Raw genomic sequence first — 15,632 nt, forward strand, 5'->3', positions numbered from 1 at the left:
CCACCGGGCACGCGACGATCACCGTGACCGCCGCGGACGGCTGCGTGCCGAGCGCCGGGCGCTTCCGGGCCGGCGGCATCAGCCTGCACGTGATCAACAAGGACGCGACCGCGGTCACCGAGGTCGAGGTGCTCAGCGGCAGCCGGATCGTCGGCGAGAAGGAGAACGTGCCGCCAGGGTTCAGCGGCGACTTTGCGGTCACCCTCCCCGCCGGCGCCTACACGCTCTTCTGCCCCGGCGCGACGCCTGAGCGGCGGTCGATCGTGGTCACCGGCGAGCGCGCGCCGGCTGACGACAGCCCGGTGACCGCGCTGCTCGCGCAGGCGAGCTCCGGGTACGCCGCCTACGTCTCGCAGCAGGTCGGGCAACTCGTGACCGCCGCCGAACGGCTGGCGGCGGCGGTGCGCGGCACCGACCTCGCCGCGGCCCAGCGCGCGTACGCCGGCGCCCGCCCGTACTACGAGCGGATCGAGCCGGTGGCCGAGTCGTTCTCGGTCGGCGGCGACGACATCGACGCCGACATCGACGCACGCGCCGGCGACGTGCCGGCGGCGCAGTGGCGCGGCATGCACGTGCTCGAGCGCGGGCTGTTCCAGGCCCGCAGCCTCGACGGGCTCGCGCCGGTCGCCGACCGCCTCGTCGACGACGTGCGCCGCCTGCAGCGACTGACCGCGACCCAGCGCTACCAGCCGACCGAGCTCGCCAACGGCGCCCAGGAACTGCTCGACGAGGTCGTCGCGTCCAAGATCACCGGCGAGGAGGAGCGGTACTCGCGCCTCGACCTGCTCGACATGACCGACAACGTCGTTGGCTCGCAGCAGGCCTTCGCGCAGCTGCGGCCCGCGCTGCAGCGCATCGACCCGGCCCTCACCGCCACCATCGCGCAGCGCTTCGCCGCGCTCGACCGGGCGATCGACGCCTACCGCGACCCGTCCGCGCTGGGCGGCGTCGTGCGGTACACGGCGCTGACGGCCGACGACAAGCGCGCGCTCGCGGCAGCGGTGAAGTCAGTGCAGGAGCCGCTGTCGACGGTGGCGCAGAAGGTGGCGGCCCAGTCGTGACCGCGACCTCACGCCGGCGCTTCCTCGGTGGCGGGCTCGGCGCGCTCGGGCTCGCCGCGGCCGGCGGCACCGGCTACGCCCTGGCGTCCGGCGGCACATCGGGCGCGTCCGGCGTCGTGCCGTTCTACGGCCGCCACCAGGCCGGTATCACCACGCCGGCGCAGGACCGGCTCGCGTTCGCCGCGTTCACCGTGACGACCACCGACGCCGCTGCCCTGCAACGGATGTTGGGCACCTGGGCCGCGGCGGCCGCGCAGCTGACGGCCGGCCGACCGGTCGGTGCGGTGGAGACCGCGCCCCTGACGCCGCCGATCGACACCGGTGAGGCGATGGGCCTGCCGGCGTCGTCGCTCACGATCACCGTCGGGTTCGGGTCGTCGCTGTTCGACGACCGGTTCGGCCTGCGCGACAGGCGGCCGGCCGCACTCGTCGACCTGCCCGCCTTCCCCGGCGACACGCTCGACCCCGCCCGCAGCGGCGGCGACATCGGCGTGCAGGCGTGCGCGGACGACCCGCAGGTGGCCTTCCACGCCATCCGCAACCTTGCCCGCCTGGCCCGCGGGACCGCCGTGCTCAGGTGGACGCAGCTGGGCTTCGGCCGCACGTCCTCGACCTCGACGTCGCAGCAGACGCCGCGCAACCTGATGGGGTTCAAGGACGGCACCGCCAACATCAAGGGCGAGGACACGGCCGACCTCGACCGGTGGGTGTGGGCCGACGGCGGCGACCAGGCGTGGATGGCCGGCGGCAGCTACCTCGTGGCGCGGCGCGTCCGCATGCTCGTCGAGTCGTGGGACACCGCGTCGCTCGGCGAGCAGGAGCGCACCTTCGGCCGGGTGAAGGACACCGGCGCGCCCATCGGCAAGCAGCACGAGTTCGACCGGGTCGACTTCGAACGCATGCCGGCGGACGCCCACGTGCGGCTGGCGGCGCCGACGGCGAACGGCGGCGCGAAGCTGCTGCGGCGCGGCTACAGCTACACCGACGGGATCGACCCCGAGACCGGGCTGCTCGACGCCGGGCTGTTCTTCCTCGCCTACCAGGCCGACCCGCGCGCGCAGTTCGTGCCGATCCAGCAGCGGCTCGGGCAGCACGACGCGCTGAACGAGTACATCCGGCACACCGGCAGCGCGATCTTGGCCGTGCCGCCCGGGCTGCAGGGCCCGGGGGACTGGTGGGGCAGGGCCCTGTTCGCCTGACCGGCAGGATGGGGGCATGACCCGACGTCGCATCGTCCTGCTCGGCTCGACCGGGTCGATCGGCACCCAGACGATCGACGTCGCCACCGCCGCCGACGACCGGTTCGAGGTCACGGCCATCAGCGCCGGCGGCTCGGACGTGGGGTTGCTGGCCGAGCAGGCGGCCCGGCTGCGGGTGCAGGCGGTCGGGGTGAGCCGCGCCGACGCCGAGCCGGCCCTGCGCGCCGCGCTCGACCGGGTCTGGCCGGCCGACGTGCCGGCGCCGCGCATCGTCAGCGGCCCGGACGCGAACACCGGGCTCGCCGCGCTCGGCTGCGACATCGTGCTCAACGCCGTCGCCGGGGCCGCCGGCCTGCGGGCCACCGTCGCCGCGCTCACCGCCGGCCGGGTCGTCGCGCTCGCCAACAAGGAGTCCCTGGTGGCCGGCGGCTCGCTCGTCACGGGCCTCGCCGGCGAGGGGCAGCTGGTGCCGGTCGACTCGGAGCACTCGGCGCTCGCGCAGTGCCTGCGCGGCGGGCGGCCCGACGAGGTGCGGCGGCTGCTGCTGACGGCCAGCGGCGGCCCGTTCCGCGGTCGCCGCCGCGACGAGCTCGCCGACGTCACGCCGCGGCAGGCGCTCGCGCACCCGACCTGGGACATGGGCCGGCTCATCACCACGAACTCGGCGACGCTGGTGAACAAGGGCCTCGAGGTGATCGAGGCGCACCTGCTGTTCGGCGTGCCGTACGACCGCATCGACGTCGTCGTGCACCCGCAGTCGGTGATCCACTCGATGGTCGAGTTCGTCGACGGCTCGACGCTCGCCCAGGCCTCGCCGCCGGACATGCGGCTGCCGATCGCGCTCGCCCTCGGCTGGCCCGACCGCGTGCCCGGCGCCGCCTCGTCCGTCGACTGGACGACGGCGCAGCAGTGGACCTTCGAACCGCTCGACGACGCCGCCTTCCCGGCGGTGCAGGTGGCCCGCCGGGCGGGGGAGGCCGGGGGCTGTGCGCCGGCGGTCTTCAACGCCGCCAACGAGGAACTCGTCGAGGCCTTCCACGAGCACCGCGTCGGATTCCTGCAGATCGTCGACACGGTGGCCGATGTACTGGACGAGTGGCTGAGGGATCAGCATCCCGCGCTGGGCGAGCCCGGTACCGTCGAGGACGTCGAACGGGCCGACGCCTGGGCTCGGGACGAGGTCCGCCGGCGGCTCGCAACCGGAAGCTCGACCGCCTGATCGGAGGCCGTGGGTGCCCACGTGGCTGCTCTACACGTTCGGCGTCGTCTTCTTCGTCGTCGGGCTGCTGCTGAGCATCGCGCTGCACGAGATCGGGCACATGGTGCCCGCCAAGAAGTTCGGCGTGAAGGTCACCCAGTACATGGTCGGCTTCGGGCCGACGGTCTTCTCGCGCAAGCGCGGCGACACCGAGTACGGCATCAAGGCCATCCCGGCCGGCGGCTACATCCGGATGATCGGCATGGTGCCGCCGCGCGCCGACGGCAGGCGCTCGCGCTGGCCGCGCCGGATCGCGGCCACGATCGAGGACTTCCGGCAGACCAGCCGCCACGAGCTCGACCCGCAGGACGAGCACCGGCAGTTCTACCGGCTCACCCCGGGCAAGAAGATGATCGTCATGGTCGGCGGCCCGACCATGAACCTCCTCATCTACCTCGTGCTCACGCTCGTGCTGCTCACGACGCTCGGCACGCCGCACGACGACCCGACCACCACCGTCGGCGACATCAGCAAGTGCGTGGTGAAGGCGAGCACGCCGGCCAACCAGGTGCCGCCGTGCACGGTGCCGAACGCGCCGGCGGCGAGGGACGGGCTGCAGCCCGGCGACACGGTCGTCGCGATCGACAGCACGCCGGTGAAGACCTGGGACGAGACGGTCGCCATCATCGAGAAGTCGGCCGACCGGACGATCGTCGTGCACGTGCTGCGTGCCGGGAAGCCGGTGGCGCTGCGCATCACGCCGGTCGAGAACCAGAAGTGCGCGAACGCCGACTGCACGGCCTTCAAGACGGCCGGCTTCATCGGGGCCAGCCCGCACTTCCGGCACTACTACCAGGCGGTGCCGATCAGCGGGGTGCCCGGCCAGATCGGCGACCAGATCCGCACCGGCTGGGACCGCCTGATGCAGTACCCCCAGCGCATCGGTGACCTGTTCGGCACGATCTTCGAGAACAAGCCGCGTGACGTGAACAGCGCCGTCGGCGTCATCGGCATCGGGCGCATCTCCGGCGACTTCGCCGGCAGCAAGCTGCTCGACCGGCAGGACAAGATCTACACGCTGGTCAGCCTGCTCGCGTCCGTGAACCTGCTGCTGTTCTTCTTCAACCTGCTGCCGCTGCTGCCGCTGGACGGCGGGCACGTGGCCGGGGCGATCGTCGAGGCGATCCGCCGGGGCATGGCCCGGGTGCGCGGCCGACGCGAGCAGATCTTCGTCGACACCGCGCAGATGCTGCCGGTGATGTACGCCGTCGCGGGCGTGCTGCTCGTGCTCACGGTGCTCACCGCCTACGCGGACATCGTCAAGCCGATCGACGTCCTGGGCGGTTAACCCATCCCCCTTGCGGCGGCTGACGTCGCGGTGGCTCACGGAACACCGTTCGTCCACCACGCAGGCGGATAATGGTCGTCATGGCCGTTCCCCTCGGTATGCCGTCCGCCCCGCCGCCCACGCTCGCCCCGCGCCGGAAGTCCCGACAGATCAAGGTCGGCTCGGTGCTGGTCGGTGGCGACGCGCCGGTCTCGGTGCAGTCGATGACCACGACGCTCACCGCCGACGTGAACGCGACGCTGCAGCAGATCGCGGAGCTCACCGCGGCGGGCTGCGACATCGTCCGCGTCGCCTGCCCGAGCCAGGACGACGCCGACGCGCTGCCCGAGATCGCGAAGCACAGCCAGATCCCGGTCATCGCCGACATCCACTTCCAGCCCAAGTACGTCTTCGCCGCCATCGACGCGGGCTGCGCCGCGGTGCGCGTCAACCCGGGCAACATCAAGAAGTTCGACGACCAGGTCGGCGCGATCGCGAAGGCGGCCAAGGACGCCGGCGTCTCGCTGCGCATCGGCGTGAACGCGGGTTCGCTCGACAAGCGGCTGCTCGAGAAGTACGGCAAGGCCACGCCGGAGGCGCTCGTCGAGTCGGCGCTGTGGGAGGCGTCGCTGTTCGAGGAGCACGACTTCCGCGACTTCAAGATCTCGGTCAAGCACAACGACCCGGTGGTCATGGTGCGCGCCTACGAGCTGCTCGCCGAGGCGTGCGACTACCCGCTGCACCTCGGCGTCACCGAGGCCGGGCCGGCCTTCCAGGGCACGATCAAGTCGGCCGTCGCGTTCGGGGCGCTGCTGAGCAAGGGCATCGGCGACACGATCCGCGTCTCGCTGTCGGCCCCGCCGGTCGAGGAGGTGAAGGTCGGCCTGCAGATCCTGCAGTCGCTGAACCTGCGCCAGCGCAAACTCGAGATCGTGTCGTGCCCGTCGTGCGGACGCGCCCAGGTGGACGTGTACACGCTCGCCGACAAGGTCACCGCGGGACTCGAGGGCATGACCGTGCCGCTGCGCGTCGCCGTCATGGGCTGCGTCGTGAACGGGCCGGGCGAGGCCCGCGAGGCCGACCTCGGCGTCGCGTCCGGCAACGGCAAGGGGCAGATCTTCGTCAAGGGCGAGGTCATCAAGACCGTGCCCGAGTCGCAGATCGTCGAGACCCTCATCGAGGAGGCACTGCGCCTCGCCGAGACGATGGAGAGCACGGGCGAGCCCACCGTCTCGGTGAGCTGACCCGTCGGCTGACGGGGTGTGCGGGCGGGTCGCGGTAGCGTCGCGCACGTGACCACCGCGCGGCCGCTGGCCGAGCGTCCCGGCGACGACGCCGTCCGGATGCTTGGCGACGCCGACCGTCCCGGGCTCGAGCGGCTGCTGGCGGTCGACCCGATCGCGAACGCGATGCCGATCGCCCGGCTGGCGCTCGCGCGCAGCATCGTGCCCATGCGGCTCGGTGCGACGCCGTTCGGCATCGGCCACCCGCACCGGCTGCGAGCCGCCGTCCTGCACGGCGGGAACCTCGTACCGATCGGCACCGACGACGAGGCGCTCGCGGCGCTCGGGCGGCACCTCGCCGGCCTGCGCCGTGACTGCACCTCGATCGTCGGTCCGTTGCCCACGGTGCGGCGCATCTGGGACGCGGTGCGGCCTGCCTGGGGCGAGGCGCGGGCCGTGCGCGGACACCAGCCGCTGCTGCTGCTCGACCGGCCCGACGGCCTGCGCGACGTCGCGGCCGGGCCGCAGGTGCGCGTGCTGCGACCGGACGAGATCGACCACTACCTGCCGGCGTCGGCGGCGATGTTCACCGAGGAGCTCGGGGTGTCGCCGCTGGTCCCGGCGACCGCGGGCGGGTACCGCCGCCGCGCCGAGCGCATGCTCGCCGCCGGGCGCGCCTTCGGCGTCGCCGACGCGAGCGGCGAGATCGTCTTCAAGGCAGACATCGGGGCGCTGACCCCGCACACCTGCCAGATCCAGGGCGTGTGGGTGCGGCCGCGCGACCGGGGCCGCGGCCTCGCGACCGCGGCCATGGCACAGGTGCTGCTGCGGGCGCTCGACCTGGCGCCGTCGGCCTCGCTCTACGTCAACGACTAAAACGCGCCGGCGCGCCGGCTCTACGCGCGCCTCGGCATGCGCCAGGTCGGCGAGCTGTCGACCATCCTGTTCTGATCATCGCTAGCCTCGCTGCTCGTGACGATCGACGCGGTGATCTTCGACTGGGGCGGCACGCTCACGCCGTGGCACACGATCGACCCGATCAGCCCGTGGATCGACGCGGTCGGTGACGACGAGCTCGCCGGGCGCCTGCTCGCCGCCGAGCAGGAGACGTGGGCCCGCTCGCGCGACCACCACCTGTCCGGCACGCTCGACGACGTCTTCCGCGCGGCCGGGGTCGAGCCCGACGACGTGCTGCGCCGGGCGGTGCACGACTGGTGGGAGCCGCACACGCTGCTCGACCCGGACGCGCCGGCGGTGTTCGAGGGGTTGCGCGAGCGTGGCATCCGCATCGGTGTCCTCTCCAACACGCTCTGGCCGCGGGCCGAGCACGAGCGCATCTTCGCCCGCGACGGCGTGCTCGCCCTGCTCGACGGCGCGGTGTACACGTCCGAGACGACCTGGACGAAGCCGCACCCCGAGGCCTTCCGCGCGGCGATGGGCGCCGTCGGCGTCGACGACCCGGCGCGGTGCGTCTTTGTGGGCGACCGGCCGTTCGACGACGTGCACGGCGCGAAGGCGGTCGGCATGCGCGCCGTGCTGATCCCGCACAGCGACATCCCGCCCGAGCAGCAGGGCCCGGTCGAGGGCGACCCGGACGCCGTCATCCTGCGGCTGGCCGACCTGCTCGCCGTCGTCGACGCCTGGCGGTGATCGCCGTCAGCGATCGGCGGCGGAAATTGTCAGCGGCCGGGTGCATGCTGGTGCAGGTCGATCGGGAGGGACACCGGTGCTGCTGACACTGCTGCGCACCCATCTGCACGCCTATCGCCGGCCGCTGGCCGCGGTGGTGGGCCTGCAGTTCGTGGGCACGATGGCCGCGCTGTACCTGCCCAGCCTCAACGCCGACATCATCGACAACGGGGTCGCCCGCGGCGACACCGGCTACATCGTGCGCCTCGGCGGCTGGATGCTGGCGGTCAGCCTGCTGCAGATCGCCTGCTCGATCGGCGCGGTCTACTTCGGCGCCCGCACCGCGATGGGGTTCGGCCGCGACGTCCGCGGGGCCGTCTTCGGCCGGGTCAGCGGGTTCTCGGCCCGCGAGATGGCGCACTTCGGTGCGCCGTCGCTCATCACCCGCACGACCAACGACGTGCAGCAGGTGCAGATGTTGGTGGTGATGACCTGCACGATGATGGTCGCCGCGCCGATCATGTGCGTGGGCGGCGTCGTCATGGCCCTGCGGCAGGACATCGGCCTGTCGTGGCTGCTCGCGGTGAACATCCCGGTGCTCGCCGTGGCGATCGGGTTCATCGTCTCGCGCATGGTGCCGCAGTTCCGCGCGATGCAGGACCGGCTGGACGCCATCAACCGGGTGCTGCGCGAGCAGATCACCGGCGTGCGGGTCGTGCGCGCGTTCGTGCGCGAGGGCGTCGAGCGCGAGCGCTACGCGGCGGCGAACCAGCGGCTCACCGACACCTCCACCAGCGCCGGGCGCTGGCTCGCCACCATGTTCCCGGTCGTCCTGCTCGTGGTGAACCTGTCGAGCGTGGCGGTGATCTGGTTCGGCGCGTCCCGCGTCGACCACGGCCAGATGCAGGTCGGGTCGTTGACGGCCTACCTGAGCTACCTGCTGCAGATCCTGATGTCGATCATGATGGCCACCTTCATGCTGATGTCCATCCCACGCGCCTCGGTGTGCGCCGAGCGCAGCCAGGAGGTGCTGGACGAGCAGTCCTCCATCGCCCCGCCGACCGACCCCGTCACCGAGGCGCACGGCCGCGCCGAGGTGCGGTTCGAGCAGGTGACCTTCCGCTACCCCGGCGCCGCGGCGCCGGTGCTGCGCGACATCACCTTCGCGCTCGGCCCGGGCACGACCACCGCGGTCATCGGCAGCACCGGCGCCGGCAAGACCACGCTGGTCTCGCTGGTGCCGCGGCTGCTCGACGTCACCGAGGGCGCGGTGCTGGTCGACGGCGTCGACGTGCGTCGGCTCGACCCCGACCTGCTGACCGACCGCATCGGCTACGTGCCGCAGCAGTCCTTCCTCTTCTCCGGCACGGTGGCGTCGAACCTGCGCTACGGGCGCCCGGACGCGACCGACGACGAGCTCTGGGCGGCGCTCGAGACGGCGCAGGCGCGCGACTTCGTCTCCTCGCTCGCCGGCGGGCTCGACGCGCGCGTCGCCCAGGGTGGCACCAACCTGTCCGGCGGCCAGCGGCAACGGCTCGCGATCGCCCGTGCCCTCGTGCGGCGACCCGAGATCTACAGCCTCGACGACGCGCTGTCCGCACTCGACCTCGGCACCGACGCGCGGCTGCGCGCCGCGCTGCGGCCACTGACGCGTGACGCAGCCGTCCTGATCGTCGCCCAGCGCGTGTCGACGGTCGTCGACGCCGACCAGATCGTGGTGCTCGACGACGGTGCCGTGGTCGGCATCGGGCGGCACGACGAACTGCTCGAGAGCTGCCCGACCTATGCCGAGATCGTGGCGTCGCAGTTGTCGGCGGCGGAGGCGGCGGCATGACCAGCCTGCAGAAGGCGCCGGGTCGTGGCGGGGCTGCCGGTGGCGAGCAGGGTTCCACCGGCCCGACGGGCGCAACGGGCCCGACGCCCGCGCGGCTGCCCGAGGCCGGGGGACAGGCCCGTCGTGGTGGTGGCCCGCCGTGGATGACGATCGGCATGCCGGCCGAGAAGTCGGTGACGTTCAAGCCGTCGGCCAAGCGGCTGATCCGCCGCCTGCGGCCCGAACGCGCCGGTGTGATCGCGGTGCTGGTGATGGCCGTCTGCGGCGTCACGCTGTCGGTGCTCGGGCCGTGGCTGCTCGGCCGGGCGACGAACATCGTCTTCCGCGGTGCGCTCGGCGACCGGCTGCCGGCGGGGGTGCCGCTGGCCGACGTCGTCGCCCGTGCCCGCGCCGCGGGCGAGGGGCGCTTCGCCGACGTGCTCGAGAGCGCGCACGTGATCCCGGGCGTCGGCATCGACTTCACCGCCCTCGGGCACCTGGTGCTGCTCGTGGTCGGCGTCTACCTCGCCTCGGCGCTGCTCTCGTGGGGCCAGGGCTACCTGCTGAACGGCATCGTGCAACGCACGGTGTACCGCCTGCGCGCCGACGTCGAGGACAAGCTCAACCGCCTGCCGCTGCCGTACTTCGACCAGCAGCCGCGCGGCGAGATCCTCAGCCGGGTCACCAACGACATCGACAACGTGTCGACCGTGCTGCAACAGACGTTGAGCCAACTGTTGCTGTCGCTGCTCACCGTCGTCGGCGTGGTGTCGATGATGCTGTTCATCTCGCCGCTGCTGGCGGTCATCGCGGTGATCACGATCCCGGTGTCGATGTGGCTCACCAAGGCCATCGCCCGGCGCTCGCAGCAGCAGTTCATGGCCCAGTGGAAGCACACCGGGGCGTTGAACGGGCAGATCGAGGAGGCCTTCACCGGCCACGAGCTGGTCACTGTCTTCGGCCGCCGGCACGAGGTCGAGCAGCGCTTCGCCGAGCGGAACGAAGCGCTCTACGAGGCGTCGTTCGGCGCGCAGTTCGTCAGCGGCATCATCATGCCGACGATGATGTTCCTCGGGAACCTCAACTACGTGCTCGTCGCGGTGGTCGGCGGCCTGCGGGTCGCGTCCGGGGCGATGACGCTGGGCGAGGTGCAGGCGTTCATCCAGTACTCGCGGCAGTTCACCCAGCCGCTGACTCAGGTCGCGTCGATGGCCAACCTGCTGCAGTCCGGTGTCGCCTCGGCCGAGCGGGTGTTCGACCTGCTGGACGCCGATGAGCAGCGGCCCGATCCGGTGGCGGCCGAGCGCCCGACCGCCCGGCGCGGGCGCGTCGAGTTCGAGCACGTCGGCTTCCGCTACCTGCCCGACGTCCCGCTCATCGACGACCTGTCGCTGGTGGCCGAGCCGGGGCAGACCATCGCGATCGTCGGCCCGACCGGTGCCGGCAAGACGACGCTGGTGAACCTGATCATGCGGTTCTACGAGCTCGACAGCGGCCGCATCCTGCTCGACGGCGTCGACATCGCGGGCATGACCCGTGACGACCTGCGCGGCGAGATCGGCATGGTGCTGCAGGACACCTGGCTGTTCGGCGGCACGATCCGTGACAACATCGCCTACGGCCGGCCCGGCGCGTCCGAGGCCGAGATCCTGGCGGCGGCGCAGGCCACCTACGTCGACCGGTTCGTGCAGGCCCTGCCGCACGGCTACGACACGGTGCTCGACGAGCAGTCCGGCAACCTGTCGGTCGGGCAGAAGCAGCTCATCACGATCGCGCGCGCGTTCCTCGCCCAGCCGTCGCTGCTCATCCTGGACGAGGCGACGAGCGCGGTCGACACGCGCACCGAGGTGCTGGTGCAGCACGCGATGGCCGCGCTGCGGCGCAACCGCACGAGCTTCGTCATCGCGCACCGGCTGTCGACGATCCGCGACGCCGACCTGATCCTGGTGATGCAGCAGGGCCGGATCGTCGAGCAGGGCACGCACGCCCAGCTGCTCGAGCGTGGCGGGGCCTACGCCGACCTGTACAACGCGCAGTTCGAGGCACCGACCGGGGCCGACGCCGACGACGCGGTCGCACCCGAGAGCGCCGCCGCGGGGCCGCCGGGTGCGGCGTTCGCCGGCGTCAGGCCGAGGTGATGCCCGGGAACGCCACGGTGACGTGCGTCGGGTCGTCGATCCTGCGCCACTGGGTGCTGCGCAGCGCGCTCGCCGTGAGGGCGGCCTGCGCGGCGTCGCGCAGACCGGCCGGTGGCGCCGCGACCGAGGCGGCCTGCAGGTAGAGCCAGCGCCAGGCGGCGGCGCAGTCGTCCTCGACCCGCACGGCGAGCCTGCGCGCGGCGTTGGCATCGGCCACCGGATAGAGGTCGGGGTAGTCGGCCTTCGGGCCGACCGGCGGCACGCCGGCGGTACCGAGCGCGGCCGCCGTCCGGTCGCGCAACTGCTCGTGGGCGTCGGAGCAGGTGACGGCCAACGCCGACTGCTGGGTGGTGAGCCGCGGGCCGAGCAGGGCGTAGGCGAAGACGGCCCGGTGTTCGGCGGCGAGGGCGGCCTGCCAGGCCTTCGCGACGGCCGCGCCGGGTGCGCTCATGTCAGCAGCGCCACGTGGGTCGACTCGCAGGCGGCGATGCTGGCGAGCAGCGCGGCGTCGCGACCGGTGAGGCGCGCGGCGCGCCGGGCGGCGGCCGCGGCGGCGTCCTGCTCGACGGCGCGCAGGGCGGTGGCCGGGGCCGTCACCGGCTCGTGCTTCGGCGTCGCGCCGGTGTGGGCCGCGACCGCGGCGTCCAGGGTCGCCGCATGCGCGGCGTGGTCGGCCCGGATCTGGCGCAGCAGCGGGGCCCGTGCGGGGTCGGCGGCGAGCTCGGCGTCGAGCCGCGCCATCAGCGTGCGTTCGGCGCGGGCGGCGTCGAGCAGCGCGGGTGGGGCGGTGCGCGGCGCGCGTGAGCGGGTGCGCCAGAACGACCAGCCGACGCCACCGCCGATGCCCAGCAGCACCAGCACCCCCGTGCCCAGCACGAACCGACGGGACGGCGGGGGCGGCGGGGCGGCGTCCAGTACGGCCTTCTCGGCCGGCGTGAGCCGCAGCGACGGGTCGAGGGGAGCGGCCGGGTCGACCGGCGGTACCGGGGCCGGGCGGCCGGGTGCCGCAGCGGCCGCAGCCCCGGATCCCTCGGCGGGCCGGGCGTCCGCCTCGGCGTCGGCGATCGGCTCGACGGTCCGCGGCTCGGCGACCAGCCGGTCGCGCAACGGCACCGGTGACGGACGCTCGGCGTCGGCAGCAGCGGCCTCGTCGTCGGCGGTGTCGTGGGCCGGTTCGTCGGCGGGTTCGTCGGTGGTGTGGTCGGCGCTGGTGTCTGCAGCCGGGTCGTTCGTGGCCTCGGGGGCGGTCGGTTCTGCGGCGGCCGGCTCGTCGGCGGACGGCGTGACCGGCTCGTCGGATGCGGAACTCATGACCCGGTCATCCTCGCATCGCACCGACGGCGTGCCGTGCAGCGCGCCGCGGCGTGCCCGGTGGTGCCACGCGGCCGACCGGCGACACGCAGCCGGGACGTGCTCCCGTTAGGGTGTGTGCTGCGGGTGGGCAGGTGACCACTCGCGGCCAGTGAACCGTCCATCTGGGCCCGAGCGTTGCGAACAGAACAGGGAGCGACCATGTCATCCGCTTCCGGCCGGTCGTCCGGCAGTTCCGCGCGGGAACGCGAGCGGCTGCTTGACACGCTGACGCCGCTCGTGCGCGAGGCGGGCTACGACCTCGAGGACATCTCGGTGACGGCGGCGGGGCGCCGCAACCTCGTGCGGGTGATCGTCGACCGCGACGGCGGCATCGACCTCGACGCGGTCGCCGACGTCAGCCGCCTGGTCTCCGACCACCTCGACGCCGACGGCGACGGGTTCGCCGGACCGTACGTGCTCGAGGTGAGCTCGCCGGGTGTCGACCGCCCGCTCACCGAGCCGCGCCACTGGCGACGGGCGAAGGGGCGCCTCGTGTCGGTCACGTCCGGCGACCGGAAGCTCACCGGCCGCGTCGTCGACACCGACGACCGCGGCGTGCAGCTCGACGTCGACGGCAGCCGGCACCGCTTCGGGTACGACGAACTCGGGCCGGGACGGATCCAGGTCGAGTTCCAGCACGCGCCCGGGCACCGGGACGACGGCGACACCGACGACACGGACAGCGACACGGACAGCGACACGGACATCGACATCGACACGGACATCGCGGGCGAGCACGCGGAGGAGGGCGGAACGTCATGGTGAGCGTCGACCTCGCCGCGCTGCGCAGCATCGAGCGGGAGAAGGAGATCTCGTTCGACACGCTGCTGGACGCCCTCGAGACCGCGCTGCTGACCGCGTACAAGCACACGCCGCACTCGCTGCCGCACGCGCGGGTGAGCATCGACCGGAAGTCCGGCGAGGTCGTCGTGTGGGCCCAGGAGCTCGGCCCGGACGGTGAGATCGAGGAGGAGTACGACGACACCCCGACCGACTTCGGTCGGGTGGCCGCCATGACGGCGCGCCAGGTGATCCTCCAGCGGCTGCGCGACGCCGAGCACGACCAGACCTTCGGCGAGTACTCGGGCCGCGAGGGCGACATCGTCACCGGCGTGATCCAGGCCGACGCCCACGCCGCCCAGCGCGGGGTGGTGCTCGTCGACATCGGCAAGGTCGAGGCGATCCTGCCGCAGTCCGAGCAGGTGCCGGGCGAGCAGTACACGCACGGCTCGCGCATCCGCTGCTACGTCGTCGGTGTGGCCCGCGGCATGCGCGGCCCGCAGGTCACGGTGAGCCGCACCCACCCGAACCTGGTGAAGAAGCTGTTCGCGCTCGAGGTGCCCGAGATCGCCGACGGTTCGGTCGAGATCGTCGCGGTCGCGCGCGAGGCCGGGCACCGCTCGAAGATCGCCGTCCGGACGAAGGTGCCGGGCCTGAACGCCAAGGGCGCCTGCATCGGCCCGATGGGCCAGCGGGTGCGCAACGTGGTCGCCGAGCTGCACGGCGAGAAGATCGACATCATCGACTGGGCCGAGGACCCGGCCCAGTTCGTCGGCAACGCGTTGTCGCCGTCGCACGTGGTCTCGTCCGAGGTCGTCGACCGGTCGACCCAGCAGGTGCGGGTCGTCGTGCCGGACTTCCAGCTCTCCCTGGCCATCGGACGCGAGGGGCAGAACGCCCGGCTCGCGGCCCGGCTGACGGGGTGGCGCATCGACATCCATTCCGACGCCGAGGGCCAGCAGGCTGCGGGGCGGTCGGACGAAGCCTCGTCCGCGGGGTAGAGTGAAACCGGCCGTCCGTACGTCGACGTCAGCCAGTTCCGGTTCGCCGCGGTCAGATCCCCAGCGCACCTGCATCGGTTGCCGCTGCCGGACGTCGGCCACCGATCTGCTCCGCGTCGTCGCGGCGGACGGGACCGCGGTCCCCGATGTCCGGCGTCGCCTGCCGGGGCGGGGTGCCTGGGTGCATCCCACACCGGCGTGCGTCGCTCTCGCCGAGCGGCGGCGGGCGTTCGGGCGGGCGCTGCGACAGGCCGGCCCCCTCGACCCGACGCCGGTGCGCGAGTACGTTGCCGAGCGGACCGGAGAGGTCCACCAGAGCGGACAACCGCAGGAGATGAAAACCCATGGCCGTGCGATGAAGCGCCAGCAATGAGTAGCACTCCCGTCTGACCGGGCCGCCACGGGTCTGCCGTGCGGCTCGCCAATCCCCAAGGAGATCCGTGCCAGGCAAGGCCCGCGTACACGAGCTCGCGAAAGAGCTCGGTGTATCCAGCAAGGACGTCCTCGCGAAGCTGAACGAGCTCGGCGAGTACGTGAAGAGCCCGTCGTCGACCGTCGAACCGCCGGTCGTCCGCAAGCTCCGTGAGGCGTTCCCCGCCTCCGCCGCCCCGGCCAAGAAGGCGCCGGCCCGCAAGGCCGCTGCCCCGGCCGCCCCCAGCGCTCCCGTCGAGCCGGTCGCGCCGGCCGCCGCCGCGCCCGCTGCGCCGTCGGCACCCGCCGCCCCGGCGACCCCGCCGCCGGCCGCGCCGGTGCAGGCGGAGCCGACCGTGGTGCCGCCGTCGCGTCCCGCCGGCACGCCCGGTGCGCCGGGCGCCCGTCCGGGCGTCCCCGGTCGTCCGGGTGCCCCGGTCGCGCCGGCCGCGTCCGCGCCGACGGCACCGCCCGCCGCCCCGGCCGCTCCCGGTGCGCC

The 15,632-nt window shown here is 73.1% G+C and carries 15 protein-coding genes; 13 read left to right on the forward strand and 2 right to left on the reverse strand.

Annotated elements, in window-relative coordinates; all coding sequences use genetic code 11:
* From efeO to ACTHMS_RS16060, 9 genes are all read left to right on the forward strand, one after another.
* A partial coding sequence (efeO, locus tag ACTHMS_RS16020) for an iron uptake system protein EfeO (RefSeq protein ID WP_440307668.1) occupies positions 1-1,061 on the forward strand: 1,061 nt, incomplete at its 5' end.
* Positions 1,058-2,260: an iron uptake transporter deferrochelatase/peroxidase subunit gene (gene efeB, locus ACTHMS_RS16025; protein ID WP_440307669.1), complete on the forward strand. Its 1,203-nt coding sequence runs from the start codon at positions 1,058-1,060 to the stop codon at positions 2,258-2,260. The genes efeO and efeB, both read left to right, overlap by 4 nt.
* Before the next feature lie 16 nt (positions 2,261-2,276).
* Positions 2,277-3,479, forward strand: coding sequence for a 1-deoxy-D-xylulose-5-phosphate reductoisomerase (gene dxr / locus ACTHMS_RS16030; RefSeq protein ID WP_440307670.1), 1,203 nt, complete (start codon positions 2,277-2,279; stop codon positions 3,477-3,479).
* Between the two features lie 13 nt (positions 3,480-3,492).
* Positions 3,493-4,806 carry a M50 family metallopeptidase gene (locus ACTHMS_RS16035; protein ID WP_440307671.1) on the forward strand — a complete coding sequence of 438 codons (1,314 nt, stop codon included), beginning with the start codon at positions 3,493-3,495 and terminating at the stop codon, positions 4,804-4,806.
* 80 nt (positions 4,807-4,886) lie between these two features.
* Entirely contained in the window at positions 4,887-6,029 is a 1,143-nt protein-coding gene (gene ispG / locus ACTHMS_RS16040; RefSeq protein WP_440307672.1) for a flavodoxin-dependent (E)-4-hydroxy-3-methylbut-2-enyl-diphosphate synthase, read from the forward strand.
* Positions 6,030-6,077: 48 nt separating this feature from the next.
* Positions 6,078-6,884, forward strand: a complete 807-nt coding sequence (locus ACTHMS_RS16045; RefSeq protein ID WP_440307673.1) for a GNAT family N-acetyltransferase — start codon at positions 6,078-6,080, stop codon at positions 6,882-6,884.
* Positions 6,885-6,980: 96 nt separating this feature from the next.
* Positions 6,981-7,658, forward strand: a complete 678-nt coding sequence (locus tag ACTHMS_RS16050; protein WP_440307674.1) for an HAD family hydrolase — start codon at positions 6,981-6,983, stop codon at positions 7,656-7,658.
* A 76-nt stretch (positions 7,659-7,734) separates the two neighbouring features.
* A complete protein-coding gene (locus ACTHMS_RS16055) occupies positions 7,735-9,471 on the forward strand; it encodes an ABC transporter ATP-binding protein (RefSeq protein WP_440307675.1) in 1,737 nt (578 codons plus the stop codon).
* Positions 9,468-11,588, forward strand: coding sequence for an ABC transporter ATP-binding protein (locus tag ACTHMS_RS16060; RefSeq protein WP_440307676.1), 2,121 nt, complete (start codon positions 9,468-9,470; stop codon positions 11,586-11,588). Before ACTHMS_RS16055 ends, ACTHMS_RS16060 begins: the two co-directional genes overlap by 4 nt.
* On the opposite strand, the gene ACTHMS_RS16065 is transcribed toward ACTHMS_RS16060, so the two are convergent.
* On the reverse strand, positions 11,575-12,039 hold the full coding sequence (locus ACTHMS_RS16065) for a DUF4439 domain-containing protein (RefSeq protein WP_440307677.1): 465 nt from the start codon (positions 12,037-12,039) through the stop codon (positions 11,575-11,577). The two genes, ACTHMS_RS16060 and ACTHMS_RS16065, sit on opposite strands and share 14 nt — an antisense overlap.
* The gene (locus ACTHMS_RS16070; protein WP_440307678.1) at positions 12,036-12,899 is read right to left on the reverse strand and encodes a hypothetical protein; all 864 of its coding nucleotides are present in this window, start codon (positions 12,897-12,899) and stop codon (positions 12,036-12,038) included. Before ACTHMS_RS16070 ends, ACTHMS_RS16065 begins: the two co-directional genes overlap by 4 nt.
* 201 nt (positions 12,900-13,100) lie before the next feature.
* On the opposite strand from ACTHMS_RS16070, the gene rimP reads away from it, so the two are divergent.
* The 4 genes from rimP to ACTHMS_RS16090 all read left to right on the forward strand — a co-directional run.
* Entirely contained in the window at positions 13,101-13,706 is a 606-nt protein-coding gene (rimP, locus tag ACTHMS_RS16075) for a ribosome maturation factor RimP (protein ID WP_440307679.1), read from the forward strand.
* On the forward strand, positions 13,703-14,722 hold the full coding sequence (gene nusA, locus ACTHMS_RS16080) for a transcription termination factor NusA (protein WP_440307682.1): 1,020 nt from the start codon (positions 13,703-13,705) through the stop codon (positions 14,720-14,722). Before rimP ends, nusA begins: the two co-directional genes overlap by 4 nt.
* Position 14,723: 1 nt before the next feature.
* Positions 14,724-15,095, forward strand: a complete 372-nt coding sequence (locus ACTHMS_RS16085; protein ID WP_440307680.1) for a YlxR family protein — start codon at positions 14,724-14,726, stop codon at positions 15,093-15,095.
* A gap of 67 nt (positions 15,096-15,162) precedes the next feature.
* Positions 15,163-15,632: translation initiation factor IF-2 N-terminal domain-containing protein (locus tag ACTHMS_RS16090; RefSeq protein WP_440307681.1), on the forward strand; the 470-nt coding region annotated here is incomplete at its 3' end.

Origin of the sequence: Jatrophihabitans sp. (assembly GCF_051960575.1) — a bacterium.
Lineage (GTDB): Bacteria > Actinomycetota > Actinomycetes > Mycobacteriales > Jatrophihabitantaceae > JBQCEE01.

What these genes read in the sequence shown, in the direction of transcription:
- rimP (WP_440307679.1), top strand. Translation starts at nt 13,101, where the DNA reads ATGTCATCCGCTTCCGGCCGGTCGTCCGGCAGTTCCGCGCGGGAACGC.
- ACTHMS_RS16070 (WP_440307678.1), bottom strand. Translation starts at nt 12,899, where the DNA reads ATGAGTTCCGCATCCGACGAGCCGGTCACGCCGTCCGCCGACGAGCCG.
- ispG (WP_440307672.1), top strand. Translation starts at nt 4,887, where the DNA reads ATGGCCGTTCCCCTCGGTATGCCGTCCGCCCCGCCGCCCACGCTCGCC.
- ACTHMS_RS16065 (WP_440307677.1), bottom strand. Translation starts at nt 12,039, where the DNA reads ATGAGCGCACCCGGCGCGGCCGTCGCGAAGGCCTGGCAGGCCGCCCTC.
- ACTHMS_RS16060 (WP_440307676.1), top strand. Translation starts at nt 9,468, where the DNA reads ATGACCAGCCTGCAGAAGGCGCCGGGTCGTGGCGGGGCTGCCGGTGGC.
- dxr (WP_440307670.1), top strand. Translation starts at nt 2,277, where the DNA reads ATGACCCGACGTCGCATCGTCCTGCTCGGCTCGACCGGGTCGATCGGC.